Below are 17,174 nucleotides of genomic sequence, written 5' to 3' on the forward strand. Positions count from 1 at the left end.
TTGGCGTGTTCCGGAGAAGAGCGGGCCAGGGTTGTCGCGGCAGCATCCCGAAAGAAATGCGGTGGAATACGGCGACCCGTCAGCTTCAGTGGGGGTCTGGTCATGATGGCGCCCTATAATGACGTGCTGCCAGATGACGTAAGAACTGCCGCGACCAATGTCGAGCAAGCGCTGAAAGATGGAACATTGAACCCGTTTGCTGGCCCTATCACCAACGCAAATGGTGAGACCGTTATCGAAGAAGGCGAAGCGCTAACCGACAAGCAGGTTCATGAGATGAACTGGTTTGTGCAAGGTGTCGACGGCGAGTTGCCATCCTAAAGAAAGTCATGGTCTTGCGTAAAATTAGCGCGTTGATGAAGTTCTCCTGAGGCAAGCTTCTCCCCGCTTCAAGAAAGGAGAGTGTCGTAACCGCTAGGTGAGCGCGTCCAATCCGGCGCGCTCACTCATTTTGCTGTGTCGTTCATATAGGCTGCGGACAATTCAAACCTTGAACTGAGCGCGACCGCCGACCTGGCAATCAAAACGGTCAAGGGCTTCAATGCCAAAAAACTTTACAGTACGAACTTAGCATTGTCGTTCAATACTTTCCGCTCCAGTGACTGGTGGCAGCCCAAACCGGTCATTCGCCACTCAGCTTTTGGAAGCCCTAGAACCTGACAGACCTGTGCTCTAGATTTATCTCCTGTGCCTGATTGTTTAAATGTCTAAACGCGCTGAAGCTTTTTCAGCCCGTAAAGGGATGTGACTGCACAATTATCGCTAGCAGGCCATAGGCTCCGACCAAACTCAATGCAGCCCGAAAAATCAGCGACGGTTTCGTGCTGGGTGTGTGGCCAGTCGCTGCCCCAAACTATTTTGTCCGCTGATAAAGCCGACAGTAACTCGTGGGCATGCGGGCTCAGATCGAACGGCGTTCGGTAATGTGCCGAGAATTTCATGTACAGATTTTCGCGCTGAAGGGATTTGACCGCTGTAACCATCCGGTCTCGCAGCGGGTTAGCTTCGGACGGCAATCCAAAATGATCGATTACGACTTTCAGGCCCTGATCCGTTAACGGGTCGAGGATGTCAGCCAAGCGGGAGCCTTCGAGATGAATTTCGAGATGCAGGTTCCGGGCGCGCAGTTTAACAAGAAAGTCGCTGACAGGTTTTGACCCGAAGTCAGGAATGGCCGCGCCGTGCACCAGGTTCCATCGCACACCGCGAATACCTTGATCGACTAGTGCGTCCAGCTCTTCAGCGCCGATATCGATTGGAACCACGGCGACTCCACCAAACCGCGACTTGTCCAGTCCGGCAAGGGCCGAAAGAAGCTGGGAATTATCGGCTCCCAAGAAGCTGACCTGCACAATAACTCCGCCGGACAGGCCATGTGTCCGCTGATGCGCAAGCCATTTGTCCAATGGAGCCAAGGCGTTAGGGGCATAACGCGCACCTTCAACTGCAACTAATTGTTCGTAGACATGCGCATGGCAATCGAAGTCGATCATTGGTGGGCCTCCCAAATCATATATATGACTAGTTGACTATATAGGTCAATATAAGGTAGAGGATTCCTGGGAGGAAAGAAATGGCAGCACAATTTCACACCACAGATGACAGGCTTCCGGCCTATATTCGGCTGCGCGATACTCTGGCTGCCCAAATCGCGGCAGGCGATTGGACCGCAGAGCAGCCGATTCCATCTGAAACGAAACTGGCTAAGGAATACGGGCTGTCGGTCGGCACCGTACGCAAAAGCATCGACGGTCTCGTTGGCGAAGGTCTGCTGGAGCGGCGACAAGGCTCGGGCACATATGTCAAGGCACCGTCATTCGATGCGACGCTGTTCCGTTTCTTTCAGTGGCGCGAGGTGGATGGGTCGCAGCTATCAATCCCCTCCAGCAAGTTGATCGTTCGCACACGGGCATCCGCCCCGACAGAGGCCGCAGAAGCTCTGGGAACGCACGATGTGATCAAGATCGTCAGGGTACGTAGCCTGAGTGACCTTCCGGTTTTGTTCGAAGAGATTTATGTGCCCGCGTCACTATTCGCAGGATTTGAAACACTGAATGAAGATGCGCTGGGACCGCTCCTCTACCCGATTTACTTCGAGCGCTTTGGGGTGCTGGTAAGGCGCGCCACCGACGATCTGACTTTTGGCTCGGCTGATGAAACCGTTGCCAAACAGTTGAGACTGAAAACAGGCGATCCATTGGCGGTCATTCACAGAACTGCCTTCGACATCGAGCACAAGCCCGTTGAATGGCGTATTGCTCGCGGAAGCGCGGCACAATTCCGCTATCGCAGCGAGATCAACTGACAACTGATTGTCCAGGGAGGACCAGATGACCATCCAGAAAACCATAATCTGTGCATTGACCGCTGCCACGCTGGCGACGCCGGTTTTTGCCGAATATCCCGAACGCGCCATTGAGTTGACGATCCCGGCCGGTGCCGGTGGCGGCACCGACACCAGCGCCCGCAAACTGGCTATCCTGCTGGAGGAGGCGCTGGGAACATCCATTGCGGTCCTGAATGTCGGTGGCGGCGGCGGCTCGGTCGGAGCATCGCAATTCATGCAGGTCAAGCCAGACGGGTATTCCCTATTTGCGACTTGGAACAGCCCGCTGACCACCGTTCCCCAAGTGCAGAATGTAGCCTATTCACTGGACAGCTTCACACCCATCGCCTCGACTTCTGAGACGGCGTATACGCTGTGTGTCAAAACCGATTTCCCGGCAACGGACGGAGCCGGTTTCCTGGCCGAGCTTGAGGCCAACCCCGGTAAGTACACATATGGCAATGACGGAATCGGTGGCACAATGCAGTTGGCAGCCGAACGCATTTTCCAAGCCAAAGGTATTGACGCCGTTCCGATCCCCTTCGGCGGTGCTGGCGAGACGCTGCAAAACTTCCTTGGTGGGCATGTGGACATCTATGGCGGGTCAATCTCGACGGTATTGCCCTACGTCGAAAGTGGCGAAGCCGCTTGCCCCATCGTGACGTCGGCCGCTGACGTCGCCGCAATGCCGAATGCGTCCGGTCTGGATGCGCTTGGTATGGGAGACAAAGAAACACTGTTGTGGCGCGCAATTCTTGGGCCAAAAGACATGGATCCCGCCATTGTCGAAAAACTCGCCGACGTAATTGAAACTTCGGTAAACGACCCAAGCTATGTTGAGTTCCTAGCAACCAAAGGTGAAGTGCCCAATGTCGTGAAAGGCGATGATCTGGGTGCCCGGTTGCAAGCCGAGTTTGACGGATTGGCAGAGGTGTCCAAAAGCCTCGGGCTGTCGAACTGATGGAACAGCGTCAGGATATTGTACTTGGCCTTATCTTTATTGGGCTGGGTGGCGTCGCCGCGTGGATGGCCACATCCTATACCGGGGCAAGCGGCATCTATCCCCTCGTACTTAGCATTATCCTGACGCTTATCGGTGCAACTGTCGTTCTCAAAGCCGCGCGCGCGGGCTCGACGTATGAGCGCAAGCTGGTCGATGCGCCCGCGCAGATGCTGGTCACGATTGTGATTGGCATCATTTATGTGGCGTCGATTGTGCCGCTGGGTTTCTACCCGGCCTCTTTCCTTATGATGCTGGTGTTGCCAATCGCATTGGGGTTTCGGCGCGGCCTCTATGCTCTGATCGTCGCTGCTGTTTTCATGGGTATTATCTATCTCGTCTTTTCGCTGCTTCTGGAAAAGCCGCTGCCGCGTGGGGCCCTGCCTGCACTAGTTGGACTTGGGGGCTGAGATGGAGTTCTATTCGCAGGCACTGAGCAATGTGCTGACGGTGTGGCCACTTGTTGCCATGATCGGTGCAACCCTCCTGGGGGTTTTTATCGGTGCCTTGCCTGGACTGAACCCGGTCATGGCCATAGCACTGCTGTTGCCCTTGACCTATTCGATGGACCCGCTAGTCGCCTTGGCCATGGTCGCGGGCATCTATAACGGGTCAATGTATGGCGGAGCCATTCCGGCAATCCTGTTGCGCATCCCCGGTACGCCAGCCTCGATTGCTACCACATTTGACGGCTTTCCGATGGCCGATAAGGGGGAGGCAGCCAAGGCGCTGAAAATCGCGTGTTGGTCCTCCGCTGTGGGCGGCATCGCGAGTGCTATTGCTTTGATGACCGTTGGGCCGTTGCTCGCGCGTGTCACGTTGTTCTTCGGCCCGGCAGAATACTTCTGGATCGCGATTTTCGGCATGGCGTCGGTCGGAGTGATGGTCGGTTCTGACCCGGTAAAAGGCATGATGGCGGCGGTTCTGGGGCTACTGATCGGCACCATCGGCATCGACAACCTATCAGGGCAGGCTCGCTACACATTCGATCAAACTTGGCTGTTGGGTGGCCTTGACCTGATTGTTGTTCTGGTGGGCATTTATGCTCTGCCGCCCGTTTTGCAGTTAGCAGAAAAGTGCGACCTCAAGGGTCTGTCCGCAGCACAGCTCAAGCTGACCGATGTCCCGTTCAAAGCTGGTGAAAAGCGTAAGTTGATCCCGACCTGGCTGCGGTCTTCTGGTATCGGGATCAGCGTTGGTATTCTACCCGGTGCAGGTGGCAACATTGCCGCTTTCCTCAGCTACAACGCTGCCAAGAATGCCTCCGACGATCCTGAGAGCTTCGGTAAAGGAAATCCGCAAGGCGTCGCGGCCGCAGAATGCGGAAACAACGCCGACAACGCCGCGTCTATGATTCCGGCATTGTCTCTGGGCATCCCAGGCAATGTTGTCGCGGCTCTTGTTCTAAGCGCACTTACCATCCACGGTTTGCAGCCTGGCCCGCAGCTTTTCCACCAAAACCCTGTCCTTGTTGGCGGATTCATGATGGAGATGCTGATCACCTCTCTCCTGATTTTCCTGCTCGGAGGCGCCGTCGCCACGCGCGTATTTGCGCAATTCCAACGGCTTCCCGGTGTCTTGCTGGTGCCGTCCATCTTGATCCTGATGTGTGTGGGTGTCTACGTAATCAACGGTCGCCCGGTTGATCTGTGGGTCATGTTCCTGGCCGGAATCGCCGGGTATTTTCTTGAGAAGGTCAACGTTCCTTTAGCTCCGATCATTCTAGGCATGATCCTTGGCCCGATGGCGGAGCAAAGCGTTCGGCGGGCACTACTGATCAGCCGCGGTGACGCGACCGAACTTGTTACTCGACCGCTTTCAGCCATGTTGGCAATTGCCACACTTCTGGTCATCGCCTGGCCAATTGTTAAAGCGATGCGCAATAAGCGGTCTGCCGCCAAACCATGAGACCGGGAGCCGTAACGATTAGCGATTGCTCTCACTAGGTAAAGCAGCGACGTTTGCTTCCAGCGAACTATAGGTTTGGGACGCACGCCGAACTTTGCAAAGTCCGCTCTCTGCGCGTTGGCGACCTTGGTACTGTTCGCAGCAATGGTACGTTTGGGCTCGATGCGGTCATTTGCAAAGTACTCGTGAGCGTCTGCTGTGCGGACAAACCGGGCTTTCGACGCTGTCACCTGAATAGCCGAAACTGGCGCTTTGTGTGTTTCACGTGCAATGCAACGGGCTAAGTTTAGTTTCGCGGCTGCCATCGCCAGAGCTTGGCTCAGAGTATATACAATCTGATAGCATGCAGTGTTTCCCACGACATAGGGATTTGGTCGGAGACAGGTGTTAATCGTACCTTCTTATGCTGAAACCAGTAACGCTACAAAAGGAGCCTCCATTGTCGCCGACTGTTTCGACGTCCCCTCACGGACTGTCCCAATTAGACCAAACCCACTTTGATATTGCCATTGTTGGTGCGGGAATAAACGGCGCCAGCGCTGCCCAGCATCTTTGCGCGGCTGGCTACAGTGTGCTTGTTGTCGATCAGGATGATTTTGCCAATGGGGCAACCAGTCGTTCCAGTCGCTTGCTTCACTGTGGTCTTAGGCATTTGGCTTCAGGCTCCGGTTTCTGGCGGACGTTGTTGCGCCCACGGCGTCTGGCTATGTCCATGAAAACCGTTCGTGATGACATGCTGGCCAGAGATGAGATCGTGCGTACGATCCCCAACCGGGTAAAGCCAATCAACTTCTGTTTGCCAATCTATTCAGATGATCAATACACCCCCTGGCAACTAGATGCGGCCTTTGCAGCACTACGGATGACCAGTCCAACCGGCGAACCGCTGAGGTATCGTCGCTACCGTCCAGACAACACCGATCAGGTTCCAATCAGCCCGTGGTTGCGAGATCCTGAAAAGCTGCGCAGCATCGCGGTTTTTCAGGAGTATATTTTTGATTGGCCAGAGCGTATCGCGCTGGATGCCCTGTTTGATGCACGTCGGATGGGAGCGTGCGTCCGTAACTACACACGGGTGGTGGAGATCAGGCAAGCGCAAAAGGATGCGCGGTGGCACATTACGCTGCAATCGACTGACAAAACAGCACTGGGCGCTCCTGAGGCCGCCACTGTCACTGCGGACCTTGTCCTCAATCTGGCAGGGGCTTGGGTCGATGATGTGACTGCCAGAACCGGGTCAAACGCGGCTCCCAAATGTATGGGGATGAAAGGCATACATATTGCGGTGCAACTGCCAGAGGACTTCGCTGATTGGGGGGTATTCACCTATAACAGCATAAGCGAACCACTTTATTGCCTACCCTTTCGCGGTATCCATTATGTCGGTTTGACGCGAACCCCATTCCAAGGAGATACCGCTAACGTCTCGGCGACGGACAAGGAAATTGAATGGATGGTTTCGGAAACCAACCGGTGTCTTCCAAAGCTTTCTCTGGAACCCAGCGATGTGCTGTTTACCTGGGCTGGCGTCAACCCGCTGACGCGTGATCCGCTGGAACCAATGGGTAGTCGCGAGATCAAGATCCATGATTTGTCGGTTGAAGGATTGCCCAACATGCTGGCGCTGACTGGTGGCCCGATCATGACCCATAGGCGCGTCGCAAGAAAAATCACCCGGGAGATTCAAGAGCGACTAGTGCCCTCCAGAGATCGGCGCGATCTGCAATACTGTGGCACTCAGACAATATTTGACTACGACGCCGCATGTGACGGCAACCAGAAACCAAAGGATTACAGCTCCGTGATTACAAATTCTGCGCGCAACGAAATGCCGGGCAATCTGGCTGATTTGCTCATGCGGAGGCTTGGTCTGGGGTGGGAACCGGATCAAGGCCTGGGACAAGCCCGCAAAATTGCAGAGGCGGCAGCGCCACATCTGGGCTGGTCAAATTCAAGGATTGAAGATGAGCTAGTCTCCTATCAGGTTCACCTTGATGGAGTCCGGCGAAAACAGGGTGCCGGTTGAGGCCATAGGCTTTCGTCACACACACGATCCGCAACGGGCCAATGCGAACGGCGGCCACTTTGTGTTTTTTGCCACTGAAACGGCGCGCAGCATTGGTCAGAATGGGCTCTTCAGGTTGGTTCGCCGCGCCTTAGGCGAAGGACCGGACAACGCTATCGAAGCCGTTCAAAAGGTCGCCGACCAACACGAAAGGTGCGGATAGAGCCGCCGGTTGTCAGGAAGGCACCAACAGCTGCTGTCGGTCTCAGTGAACAAAGCAGAGAGTGTTGAAGTTTCGCCTCCAGGACGCCACCTCTTCTCCAACACTTTCGCCGTTGAGACCGCGTTTAATTAGCGCGGCAAGCTGACCTGCATCGGCCGTCGTCATGCCCCAACGGACCAGTTCTGGCGTGCCAATGCGCAATCCGTTCATATCGCCGTCAACCACGGCCAAAGGCAGTCCGATGCCGCAAGCAAGGAACCCATTCGGGCGCAGCTTTTTCGACGCCGCCTGACCGCCGCCAAAGCGTTCGGCCAACACAGCGAACTGGTGGGAGTTCGTAAAGCCTTCGGCCCCTGCAAAGACCGGAACGCCCTCTGTTTCCAATGCGGTCGCCAATGCTTGCGACATTGCGATCATTCCCCTGGCGTAGGCTTTCCCAAAGTCCCTCCAATCCAGCATGGTCACCGCTAGAGCGGCCGTCTTCGCAGCATCGAAGTTGGCAGTCATCCCGGGGAACGCGATGGCATCCAGCGCCTTTGCGATCTCAGCATCGTTGGTGACGATCAGTCCCCCGGCCGGTCCCCCAAGGCTTTTGTAGGTGCTCATCGTCATGAAATGCGCGCCTTCCTTCAGCGGGTTCGACCACGCCCGCCCGGCTATGATCCCGCATTGGTGAGCCGCGTCGAACATGACCTTAGCGCCGACTTCGTCCGCGATGGTACGAATGTCGGCCACGGGGTGCTCAAACAGGTTCAGACTGCCGCCGATAGTGATCAGCTTGGGTCGTTCGGCCAAGGCCAATGCGCGAAGCTGATCCAGATCGACCGTGTAGCCATCTTTGTTTACGGGAGCCTCGACCGTGCACAGGCCATAAAACCCCGCACAGCCCGCGATGTGATGCGTCACATGCCCGCCAATCGACGCGGGCGGAGCGATAATCGTGTCACCCGGTTTGCAGGTCGCCATGAAGCCATACATGTTGGCAATCGCGCCAGAGGGCACGCGGACCTCTGCAAAACTGGCATCGAACACTTCTGCGCAAAGCTGGGCGGAGATAATTTCGATCTCTTCGATCGCTTCCAATCCCATTTCATACTTGTCACCGGGATAGCCCAAGGACGGACGCGATCCGATTCCTGACGACAAGAGCGCCTCTGCCTTGGGGTTCATAACATTGGTCGCCGGGTTGAGGTTGAAGCATTCTTCCTCGTGGATCACGCGGTTCCGCTCAGCGAGTGTCTGAACCCGGGCCAGAAGATCGGCCGAGGTCGTGGACGCAGCCTTGTTGGCAATGTCCTGAACCAGAGTTTCGCTCGTTCCGGGAACCCAGTTTCGCTGTGCAAGTGTCATGCACCATCCTCCTGTTTGCACCAATCTGGCGCCTGAAGCGTGACAGCGCAAAGCAGAATTGCTATTTCTGGGCGTAGAAAAACTAAGGCTACAAGAATGAGCGTCGCCCCCAAACGTCCGAAGGGCCCACCGCTGAACGCCATGCGTGCATTTGAAGCTGCTGCGCGACATGTGAGTTTTGTTGCGGCCGCGGATGAGCTTTGCGTCACTCCCGGCGCGATCTCTCAACATATCAAGACGTTGGAAGATTGGGCAGGCATGTCACTCTTTCGCCGTAACGCCCAAGGGGTGGAGTTGACGAAGGCCGGAGCATCGCTGGTCTCAAGGTTCACATCTGCCTTTGACGCGTTGGCGGATGCAACGCGCTCCTTGCGCAACCTTGGACCGGACGTGGATTTTCACATCGCTGCCCTTCCTTCCGTCGCTCAGCTTTGGTTGCCGAAAAGACTGAGCAAGGTCAGAGCGCAATTGCCCATGATCAACTTCTCGGTCACCGCCATGGAAACCCCGCCGAGCCTGTCGAGGGAACTGTTCGATCTGGCGATTTTCTTCGATGTGCCCGATGGATCCCCCGATCAGGTCCCGATTTGTGCCGATGAGATTGTACCGGTATGCGCACCCGCGCTTCTTGAACGGGACGCAGACTTCGAGACAGCGACGCTTCTGCATGACCAGACTTGGGCAGACGACTGGGCCGTTTGGTCAAAGGCGACAGCCACGCCCACAAGCGATCCAATACACGGTCCGAAGTTTTCCCTCTACAGCCTTGCCGTGGAAGAGGCCAAAGCCGGTGCCGGCGTCTTGATCGGGCATCTGTGCCTGGTCGAAGAAGCGCTCGCGAACGGTTCGCTGAAACGTGCCAGCGAGCGTACCTGCCATACAGGGCGTCATTTGTGCGCTCGACTGCCCGAAGATTCGAGGCGAAGACCCGAAACCGATCAAGTCATTTCGCTGCTCTACTAGAAGTTCCCAAGGCCCCCATTTGAGCGTGGTGCAGCATTTCGTAGGTTTGGGCTCACCGCCGTCATTCTCTGCGGTGGGTTCAGACAAGTGGTTTGAGCCCTTAGCTGTCATCGATCACACATCAGTCTTTTGCATGTACAGCACGTCGCGAACCGTGCATTCCTGACGTTCAGAACCAGGGGGCAAATATCAGCTCTGCGGACAAAACAGCCGTCGGCATCGTGGAAACAAATGTCTGCTCTATGCTGATGATTCAAATGGGGGGTCGAGACACATCGGGCAAACTTTGTGCCAACTTTTCGTACTGCAAAGTCTTTCTCAGGTTCTTATTTAGTTGTTTGACGACCGCGCTTCTTGCCTTCATTTTGTTTCCAGCAAGTTGCTATAAGAGCGGCTTTCTCATCAAAACGAATGGTCCTTCTGGGTACGTTTGGAATTCCACAAATTCATAGCCGAGGGCCAAATAGAATTCTCGCGCGGTCAGTGAGGAATGAAGCATCATTTCTGGGATTGCCTTTTGTCGCGCTTCGTCTTCAATTCTTGCAACTAGCATTTTGCCCAACCCTCGCCCCTGAAACCCAGGGTCCACGAACATTGATCGCAGATAGTCATCTCTCAGCCCCACCGTTCCAACAAGTTCGGTGCCCATGAAGCAAAGAAGAATTAGCTCGTTTTCAATTCTTTTGGTGACCGGCTCCGGTTCAAAAATCGTGCACAGCCTGTCGATTGACTTTTGATCGTATTCCTTGGAATTCGAAACGCGAATTGTGCGTCGGATCAACCCACTGAGCGGAATTACATCGGCAACTGTTGCCTGTCGGATTTTGAGCGACTTCATCGCGGCAAACTTATCCCGGGACATGAGACATCGAGAAGCTGGCAGATACGACTAAGGCAGGCTGGAAGCACTTGGACTTCTCTATGTCTTTCACAAGAGTAAGCGGTTTCACAAAATTCATGGCGTTTCCTACCGGAATTATCGGATCAGATGATCCCATCACTATTGCAGACATTCTTTCGACGCGCAGCATCGGCAACTTTGGGCTCACATCGGACCTTCGCCGCGATCTGTACCAAGGGCCGGTCTGGTTTGGATCGACTTTCGCTACACGCCGCATGAATAGGCAACACTCGGACAAAGCGGCTATTGGTCAAAACCAGAGTAGGTATTATTCAAAAAAGAGTTTGGAAGAGAGGGCGCGTTAGGGAATTAGTTTTGTGGACGTTCGCCAAAGGCCAAATCCAGCTCCCGCAACCAAACTTTCCACAATGAGAACCGGCGCGGCCTCACCGTCGGTGCTATCAGTCAAAGCCAAAATAAATGGCTTGAGGTTCTTTACTCGTTAGTTTTGTGATGCTGGTAGCCAAACGATACCGCGAAAAGAAGGGGCGCACAGCAGCGTGCCCCTTCCTTTGGGCGTTGTCGTCGCTAGCCAGTCACGCCGATCTGAGGGCAGTTCTTCGCCTGCATGGCTTGCGTGATGGCATCGTAGTTCCCTTTAGCCTGGGCCAACTGGTCGGCGTGATCCTGCGTCGCGGCTAGTGCGAACGCAGCAGGCCAGAACAGGACAAGTTTAACACCGGTGATGACCGCATCATTCGTCGATGATTTTTTCTGATCCGCCGTCAACTTGTTGACGTTGCTCGCAATCTGGTTGCGCTCTGCGTGCAACTGCTGGCACGAACGTCCATCGAAGATCGCAGGGCTGACATACGTGGCCCCGACTTTGTCCGGTCACTGCGCACAAGCGGCGACAAATGGTAGCAGGGCAACAGTTGCGATAAACCTGCGCATGAAATACTCCTTTACATACAAGCGGTTGTGGTCCGGAGACACCACGGGAATGCGGCAGCACTATGGCGATCTCAATCCTTACTGATGACATTGCAAGTGTATTTAGGGGTGTCGCTCGCCTGCATTTTTGCAGCGCGCAGGTTCGATATTCGCGCCGACATTTCCCATAGATTTGCACTTCGAAAGCAAGCGACCGACCCAAGGGGGCGAACGCCTTAGTACTAGTCACGTTAAGCCTCAAATTGAAGCCGGAACGGAGTCCGCCGTCAGCAAATTCTAGCAAGCCATTGATCTTGAGTCTTATCGTGCAATGCACGGTCATTGGCATCTCAAGAGCAGTGGTTTGCGCCGCAGGCGGCGAATTCGTGGTCTTAGCCCATGCCTTCCGAATGCTGCGCGATGCCTAAATAGCGGCTAAGCGTCGAAAAGCAGACATCATTCGCTACTAAGGCGGCACAAACTTAACATCGAAACGAATTGTCAGCTTCGCAAGGCGACCTATCCAATGCTGACATTGGTATAAGGAAAGAACGCTTAAACAGAGATGCTTGTTGGTCCTCGAACGCGCTGCGTAGTGTCCATACCGATGCGCCAAAACCTACGATGCGCCGCCGTTCATTCAGATCACTTCGTTTTATGACGGGCGGCTCACGGCCCAACTCGCCTCGGTCTGTTCCCGCATGATGAACTTCTGAGGTTTGCCAGTGACAGTCATTGGAAATTCGGAAACTTGCCGGATATGAGCCGGAATCTTGTAGTGCGCGATTTGGTTTTTGCAGAAATTGCGAAGGTCCTCTTCATCCAAAGCGACTTGACTTCGCCCTATAACCCAGGCGGCAACGATTTCGCCAAATTTAGGGTCGCTGACACCAAACACTTGGGCGTCCACAATGTCCGGATGTGTCAGCAAAAACTCTTCGATCTCGCGCGGATAGATGTTCTCGCCCCCGCGAATGATCATATCCTTGAGCCGTCCGGTGATGCGGCAAAATCCGTTTTCGTCCAAAGTTGCCAGATCACCCGTATGCATCCAGCCGTCCTGAATGCTCTCGGCGGTCTTTTCGTCGTCGGACCAATAGCCTGCCATGACCGAGTAGCCCCTTGTGCATAGCTCTCCCGGAACGCCGACTGGTGTGGTGGCGCCCTCTGCATCAACGATTTTGACCTCGAGATGCGGCATAATCCGGCCCACGGTTTCGCATCGCTTTTCCAGCGGATCGGTTGTGAAACTCTGAAAGGAAACCGGCGAGGTTTCGGTCATGCCATAAGCTATCGTCACCTCCTTCATGCTCATCTGATCCTGCACACGACGCATGATTTCAACCGGGCAAAGCGAGCCTGCCATGATACCTGTGCGCATATTCGAAAGGTCGCGGCGTTGCTGGTCCAGTGCCTCAAGCATGGCCACAAACATTGTGGGTACACCGTAAAGCGCGGTGCAGCGTTCTGCGGCAAGTGTATCGAGTGTTTTGCTCGGCTCGAACGCTTCTCCTGAGAATACCATTGTTGCGCCTTTGCTGACCACGCCCAGAACGCCCATCACCATTCCGAAACAATGATAGAGCGGCACGGGAATGCACAACCGATCCGCGTCGGTCATGTTGATACGATCCGTGACCGACCGGGCATTGTTGACGATATTGAAATGAGAAAGCGTGGCACCCTTTGGCTGCCCGGTCGTACCAGAGGTAAACTGGATATTGATGGGATCTTCGGGCGCCAGAGTTCCGGTAATCTGGTCAAGCTTGGCCTGGCCATGGGTATCTGGCGGTTGGAGCAACTGATTGAACCCGATCATTCCTTCAGGCGGAGAGTCGGTCATGGCAATGACCGACCGCAACTCGGGCAACCGCGCGGCCTGCAAGGCGCCGGGGTCTGATATGGCCAACTCAGGAGCCAATTCCGAGATCATCCCAAGATAGTCGGAGGATTTGAACCGGTCCGCCAACACCAGTGCCCGGCACCCCACTTTGTTCAGTGCGTATTCAAGTTCGGATAACCGATAGGCGGGGTTTATATTCACCAAGATGACCCCAATGCGTGCGGTCGCGAATTGCGTCAGCACCCATTCGAGCCGGTTGGGCGACCACAAACCCAGCCTGTCACCCTTTTCCAATCCAAGCGCGTGAAGTCCCAGCGCCAATTCGTCGACTCTTTGGGCAAAATCTTTGTAGCTCAGCCACGCTCCGCCATCAGTAAAAACGCAACATTCTTTGTCACCGTGAGTGGTAACAGCAGCACGAAGCAAGTCGGGAATCGTAATGTGCTGCAGCGAAGGTTGGTTTGCGCCCCTGACATGGGACCGGTTGTTGAGCGGGGCAAGATCACTGTTGGAATCTGGGGTCATTAGGGTTGCTCCTGCAATTTCAAAGCTGGTCGCGCCAATAGTCGCCTTTCCCAACGGGCGCATTCATGTTCACCAAGGGATTGGGCAAGACCAATGCCAATCAGGGTGCTGAGTTCCGGCTGCGCGGTAGGGCTCAAACGTATGTCAAGCCCGACGATCTGGGTTTCGCCGAGGCTATCACAACGGCACAGAAATCTGGCGCCAAACTGCAGATCAGCCACATCCAGCCAAAATTCGGCGCGCCTGATCATGCCATGAACCATTCGCTTGAGATGATCGAACTGGCACGGCAGCAGGACGTAGACATTGCCTTTGACGTCATTCCCCATGACTGGAACCACACGCTGATGGTCGCCATTCTGCCCAAATGGGCCCAGGCGGGAACTCTGGACGACATTCTTGCACGTCTTGCCGACCCTGAATGCCGGGAAAAGATCAAGGCCAACCCGCAACCAATGTGGCTGATCGTCAAGGCCGAGAAGTGGTCTGACATCGTACTTCTGAATGCGACGGTCAACAAAGATATCGTTGGTGCGGATTTCGCCGAGATCGGTCGAATGCGCGGGTGCGATCCCTACGATGCAGTTCTGGATATCCTGTTGGAAGAGGGCGAAAATCTCATGGCCTGCATGTGGTCCTCGAAATCCTTTCGCGATTCAGACGTTGAACTGTGTCTGGAGCAACCTGAATGTGCCGTGATCTCGGACACGGTGGCGATTGCCAACGAGGGTATTCTGAAAGACCACGTCGGTTCGCTCTCAGGTTACGGGTGGGCCGCTCGTTTCCTGCAGTATTATGTTCGCGACCGAGGCGCTCTTACTCTGGCAGAAGGCGTTTCCAAACTGACCATGATACCGTCCAAACGCCTGGGTCTCAAAGACCGTGGTCAATTGAAACCGCGTCACAAGGCGGATATCTGCGTCTTTGACCAGGTCAATATCGCCAGCAACGCCACAGCCCGAAATCCGCGTCGATATGCTTCAGGTGTCGCTTATGTCTTGGTCAACGGGCAACTGTCCATGCGCGAAGGCAAACGAACCCGGGTAAACGCTGGTCAGGTGATACGCGAGTTCGCGGGATCAAGCTAGGAAACCATATCGGAGCTCAAATTGGCCTTATCGCCTTGGCGTTGCAAACAGTGACTCAGTACCGGTGCTCTGGCAGACTTTCCACCACCGTTTTCAGCCGCGCAGGAGGATTGATACCGTCTGAATACAATCGTGACTGAACGGCTAACGACGTTAGTCTTTCGATGAACGTCCGCTTTTTTCTCGGACGCTGGCCCTTTGTAGTAGCAGTGAACTCACGTTTCCCGCCCCGGGCGTTTGTTTTTGCTGTCGCAGCAGCACGCAAAGCGGACTTTGGTTTACAGAAGTGGAGTGGTAACTTTGTCCTTCGCTTTGTTGGTCTTACCAGGTTGCTGCGAAAGTATGGTTCCGGTTCGAGTCAAAACAACGCGTTCGAACGACCGGATTGGTGACGCACGTTGCATCGCAACAAAATCATGCTGCATCTGCGAAGCGCAAAAACTGAATGTCTGGAAAGTCCTGCTAAGCAGCCAGTAGATCGCCCATCCCTTCACCACTTCTCGCCGAATGGCCGAATATCGAGCTCGAACGTCCAAGCAGATTTGTCTTGATGCGCAATCATCAATGCCGTTTCCGCAATGCGCTGGGGATCGATAAAGAATTCGTCCGGCTCGTTTGGAGCGAAGTTCGTTCGGGTGTCTTCCGTGTCGATCACGCCGTCGATGACCAAATACGCAACGTGCACGCCTTTCGGACCCAGTTGCTTGGCAAGCGCGTTCGCCAATGTGCGTTGGGCGGACTTCGAGGGGGCAAACGCTGTTGTCCAGACGTTCCCCCGGAGCGCTGCAGTGGCCCCGGATACGATGATTGCACCGGAGCCACGTTCGCACATTTGAGGCCCCAAAGCCTTGGCGGCGGCGAAGAGACCCAGCGCTCCAACACGCCAACTTTGTTCGAACTGGAGCTCGGAAACATCGTCCAAAGCTCCAAACTGGGCGAGGTCTGCGTTGTAAATTACGACGTCGATGGGACCAAGATCGCTTTGCACGGATGTAAGAGCCCCCTTGAGATTGTCAGGGTCGCCCGCGTCGCATTTGTAGGTCCGAACCGATGTATCGGTCGCTTCCGCTCCGTCAAACCCCGCTCCCGACCTACTCAGCAGGCCAAGACTGTATCCGGCTTGATTGAAGGTCTCGGCATAAGCAGCTCCAAGACCCGGACCAAAGCCGATGATTGCACATACCTTACCCCCCATGGCGAAACCCTCCTCAAAGCATGTGGAACGCGGTCAATCCTATCACGAAGGGGCCTTGCAACATAGCGAACGGCAGCTTTGTCCGGGTAGTGTTGAAAAAGTCCGTTGATTGGATGGCCTTTCGCAGATTCGCTCGTTTTGAGAGTGGAGGGCAAGGCGGTGACCCTTGCGGCACGCCGGATGATCGACCGGATTACGGATCGATTTGACATGACACCACGCAAGCTGGTCGGCGATACGGGTTACGGATCGGCAGAGATGCTGGGCTGGCTCGTTGAAGACCGTGGCATCGCCCCGGTATTCCGGTCTGGGACAAGTCCAAACGAACTGATGGCACATTCTTATGCAAAGACTTTGTCTATGACCCCACGACCGACAGCTACACATGCCCGGGGCGAAAAAAAACTGCGGACATACCGCCGGAACTTCACCAAGCCACGAAAACCCATTGGCGGCAAAGACGGGTTCATCAGATACCGCGCCTCAAAGCACGGTTGCGATATGTGCCCACTAAAGCCGCAGTGCTGCCCGGGAGACCCAGGGAGGCGCTTGATGCGCTCTGCCCATGAAGCCGCGCGTGACATTGCACGAAAAATCCGAAAGACCGATGCCTACCTGACCTCGTTCATCCAAAGGCGAAAAGTCGAGATGCTCTTCGCACACCTGAAGCGATACATCGGCGTCCCGATGATGCGGCCCCGAAGACCCAAAGGCGCATATGAGCAATTCCAACTCGCAGCAACCGCCCAAAACCTCAGGAAACTCGCCAAGCTGGTCCCGGCACCGGCACCAACAGGCTGAGAAGAAGAGCTCAGTGGCTTGCGGCTTCAACCTTCGAAACCCCAACCGCTGTCTATGTCAACACAATCTCCGCAATGCAGACCTTGATGAACCGTGCGGCTAAGGTTCGCTTCATGCGAGCAGTGATGGCTGCACAATCCTTTTGGGACTGGGCGGCAATGGTTTTAGGAAAG

Annotated in this window: 15 protein-coding genes; 9 read left to right on the forward strand and 6 right to left on the reverse strand. The window is 55.1% G+C overall.

What is annotated here, in order from left to right; translation table 11 throughout:
* Positions 1–102 precede the first annotated feature (102 nt).
* Positions 103–321: a hypothetical protein gene (locus ACR0K1_RS10620; RefSeq protein WP_480850537.1), complete on the forward strand. Its 219-nt coding sequence runs from the start codon at positions 103–105 to the stop codon at positions 319–321.
* A gap of 386 nt (positions 322–707) precedes the next feature.
* Here the strand turns inward: ACR0K1_RS10620 and ACR0K1_RS10625 are convergent, their stop codons facing one another.
* Positions 708–1,493 carry an amidohydrolase family protein gene (locus ACR0K1_RS10625; RefSeq protein ID WP_480850539.1) on the reverse strand — a complete coding sequence of 262 codons (786 nt, stop codon included), beginning with the start codon at positions 1,491–1,493 and terminating at the stop codon, positions 708–710.
* 80 nt (positions 1,494–1,573) lie between these two features.
* Between ACR0K1_RS10625 and ACR0K1_RS10630 the strand changes: the two genes are divergently transcribed.
* The 5 genes from ACR0K1_RS10630 to ACR0K1_RS10650 all read left to right on the forward strand — a co-directional run bounded on the left by ACR0K1_RS10630 (position 1,574) and on the right by ACR0K1_RS10650 (position 7,260).
* Positions 1,574–2,305: a GntR family transcriptional regulator gene (locus tag ACR0K1_RS10630; RefSeq protein WP_480850541.1), complete on the forward strand. Its 732-nt coding sequence runs from the start codon at positions 1,574–1,576 to the stop codon at positions 2,303–2,305.
* A gap of 25 nt (positions 2,306–2,330) precedes the next feature.
* On the forward strand, positions 2,331–3,287 hold the full coding sequence (locus tag ACR0K1_RS10635) for a tripartite tricarboxylate transporter substrate binding protein (RefSeq protein ID WP_480850543.1): 957 nt from the start codon (positions 2,331–2,333) through the stop codon (positions 3,285–3,287).
* Complete coding sequence (locus ACR0K1_RS10640) at positions 3,287–3,736, forward strand: tripartite tricarboxylate transporter TctB family protein (RefSeq protein ID WP_480850545.1); 450 nt, start codon at positions 3,287–3,289, stop codon at positions 3,734–3,736. The genes ACR0K1_RS10635 and ACR0K1_RS10640 overlap by 1 nt, the downstream gene beginning before the upstream one ends.
* Position 3,737: 1 nt before the next feature.
* Complete coding sequence (locus ACR0K1_RS10645; protein WP_480850547.1) at positions 3,738–5,234, forward strand: tripartite tricarboxylate transporter permease; 1,497 nt, start codon at positions 3,738–3,740, stop codon at positions 5,232–5,234.
* Between the two features lie 403 nt (positions 5,235–5,637).
* The gene (locus ACR0K1_RS10650; protein ID WP_480850549.1) at positions 5,638–7,260 is read left to right on the forward strand and encodes an FAD-dependent oxidoreductase; all 1,623 of its coding nucleotides are present in this window, start codon (positions 5,638–5,640) and stop codon (positions 7,258–7,260) included.
* Positions 7,261–7,504: 244 nt separating this feature from the next.
* Here ACR0K1_RS10650 and ACR0K1_RS10655 read toward each other — a convergent pair whose 3' ends face one another.
* Positions 7,505–8,812: an aminotransferase class I/II-fold pyridoxal phosphate-dependent enzyme gene (locus ACR0K1_RS10655; RefSeq protein ID WP_480850551.1), complete on the reverse strand. Its 1,308-nt coding sequence runs from the start codon at positions 8,810–8,812 to the stop codon at positions 7,505–7,507.
* Positions 8,813–8,908: 96 nt separating this feature from the next.
* Between ACR0K1_RS10655 and ACR0K1_RS10660 the strand changes: the two genes are divergently transcribed.
* Complete coding sequence (locus ACR0K1_RS10660; protein WP_480850553.1) at positions 8,909–9,775, forward strand: LysR family transcriptional regulator; 867 nt, start codon at positions 8,909–8,911, stop codon at positions 9,773–9,775.
* Between the two features lie 382 nt (positions 9,776–10,157).
* On the opposite strand, the gene ACR0K1_RS10665 is transcribed toward ACR0K1_RS10660, so the two are convergent.
* From ACR0K1_RS10665 to ACR0K1_RS10675, 3 genes are all read right to left on the reverse strand, one after another.
* Positions 10,158–10,637 (reverse strand): GNAT family N-acetyltransferase, encoded by a 480-nt coding sequence (locus ACR0K1_RS10665; RefSeq protein ID WP_480850555.1) that lies wholly within the window; start codon positions 10,635–10,637, stop codon positions 10,158–10,160.
* A 567-nt stretch (positions 10,638–11,204) separates the two neighbouring features.
* Positions 11,205–11,405: a hypothetical protein gene (locus ACR0K1_RS10670; RefSeq protein WP_480850557.1), complete on the reverse strand. Its 201-nt coding sequence runs from the start codon at positions 11,403–11,405 to the stop codon at positions 11,205–11,207.
* 799 nt (positions 11,406–12,204) lie between these two features.
* Positions 12,205–13,917 (reverse strand): AMP-binding protein, encoded by a 1,713-nt coding sequence (locus tag ACR0K1_RS10675; RefSeq protein ID WP_480850777.1) that lies wholly within the window; start codon positions 13,915–13,917, stop codon positions 12,205–12,207.
* Between the two features lie 65 nt (positions 13,918–13,982).
* Here ACR0K1_RS10675 and ACR0K1_RS10680 point away from each other — a divergent pair, with 65 nt between their 5' ends.
* Positions 13,983–15,005, forward strand: a complete 1,023-nt coding sequence (locus tag ACR0K1_RS10680; protein ID WP_480850559.1) for an amidohydrolase family protein — start codon at positions 13,983–13,985, stop codon at positions 15,003–15,005.
* Between the two features lie 490 nt (positions 15,006–15,495).
* Here the strand turns inward: ACR0K1_RS10680 and ACR0K1_RS10685 are convergent, their stop codons facing one another.
* Entirely contained in the window at positions 15,496–16,200 is a 705-nt protein-coding gene (locus ACR0K1_RS10685; protein ID WP_480613958.1) for an SDR family NAD(P)-dependent oxidoreductase, read from the reverse strand.
* A gap of 180 nt (positions 16,201–16,380) precedes the next feature.
* On the opposite strand from ACR0K1_RS10685, the gene ACR0K1_RS10690 reads away from it, so the two are divergent.
* Positions 16,381–17,001: a transposase gene (locus ACR0K1_RS10690; RefSeq protein WP_480850779.1), complete on the forward strand. Its 621-nt coding sequence runs from the start codon at positions 16,381–16,383 to the stop codon at positions 16,999–17,001.
* Positions 17,002–17,174: the final 173 nt, after the last annotated feature.

The organism is Ruegeria sp. F5 (assembly GCF_056533845.1).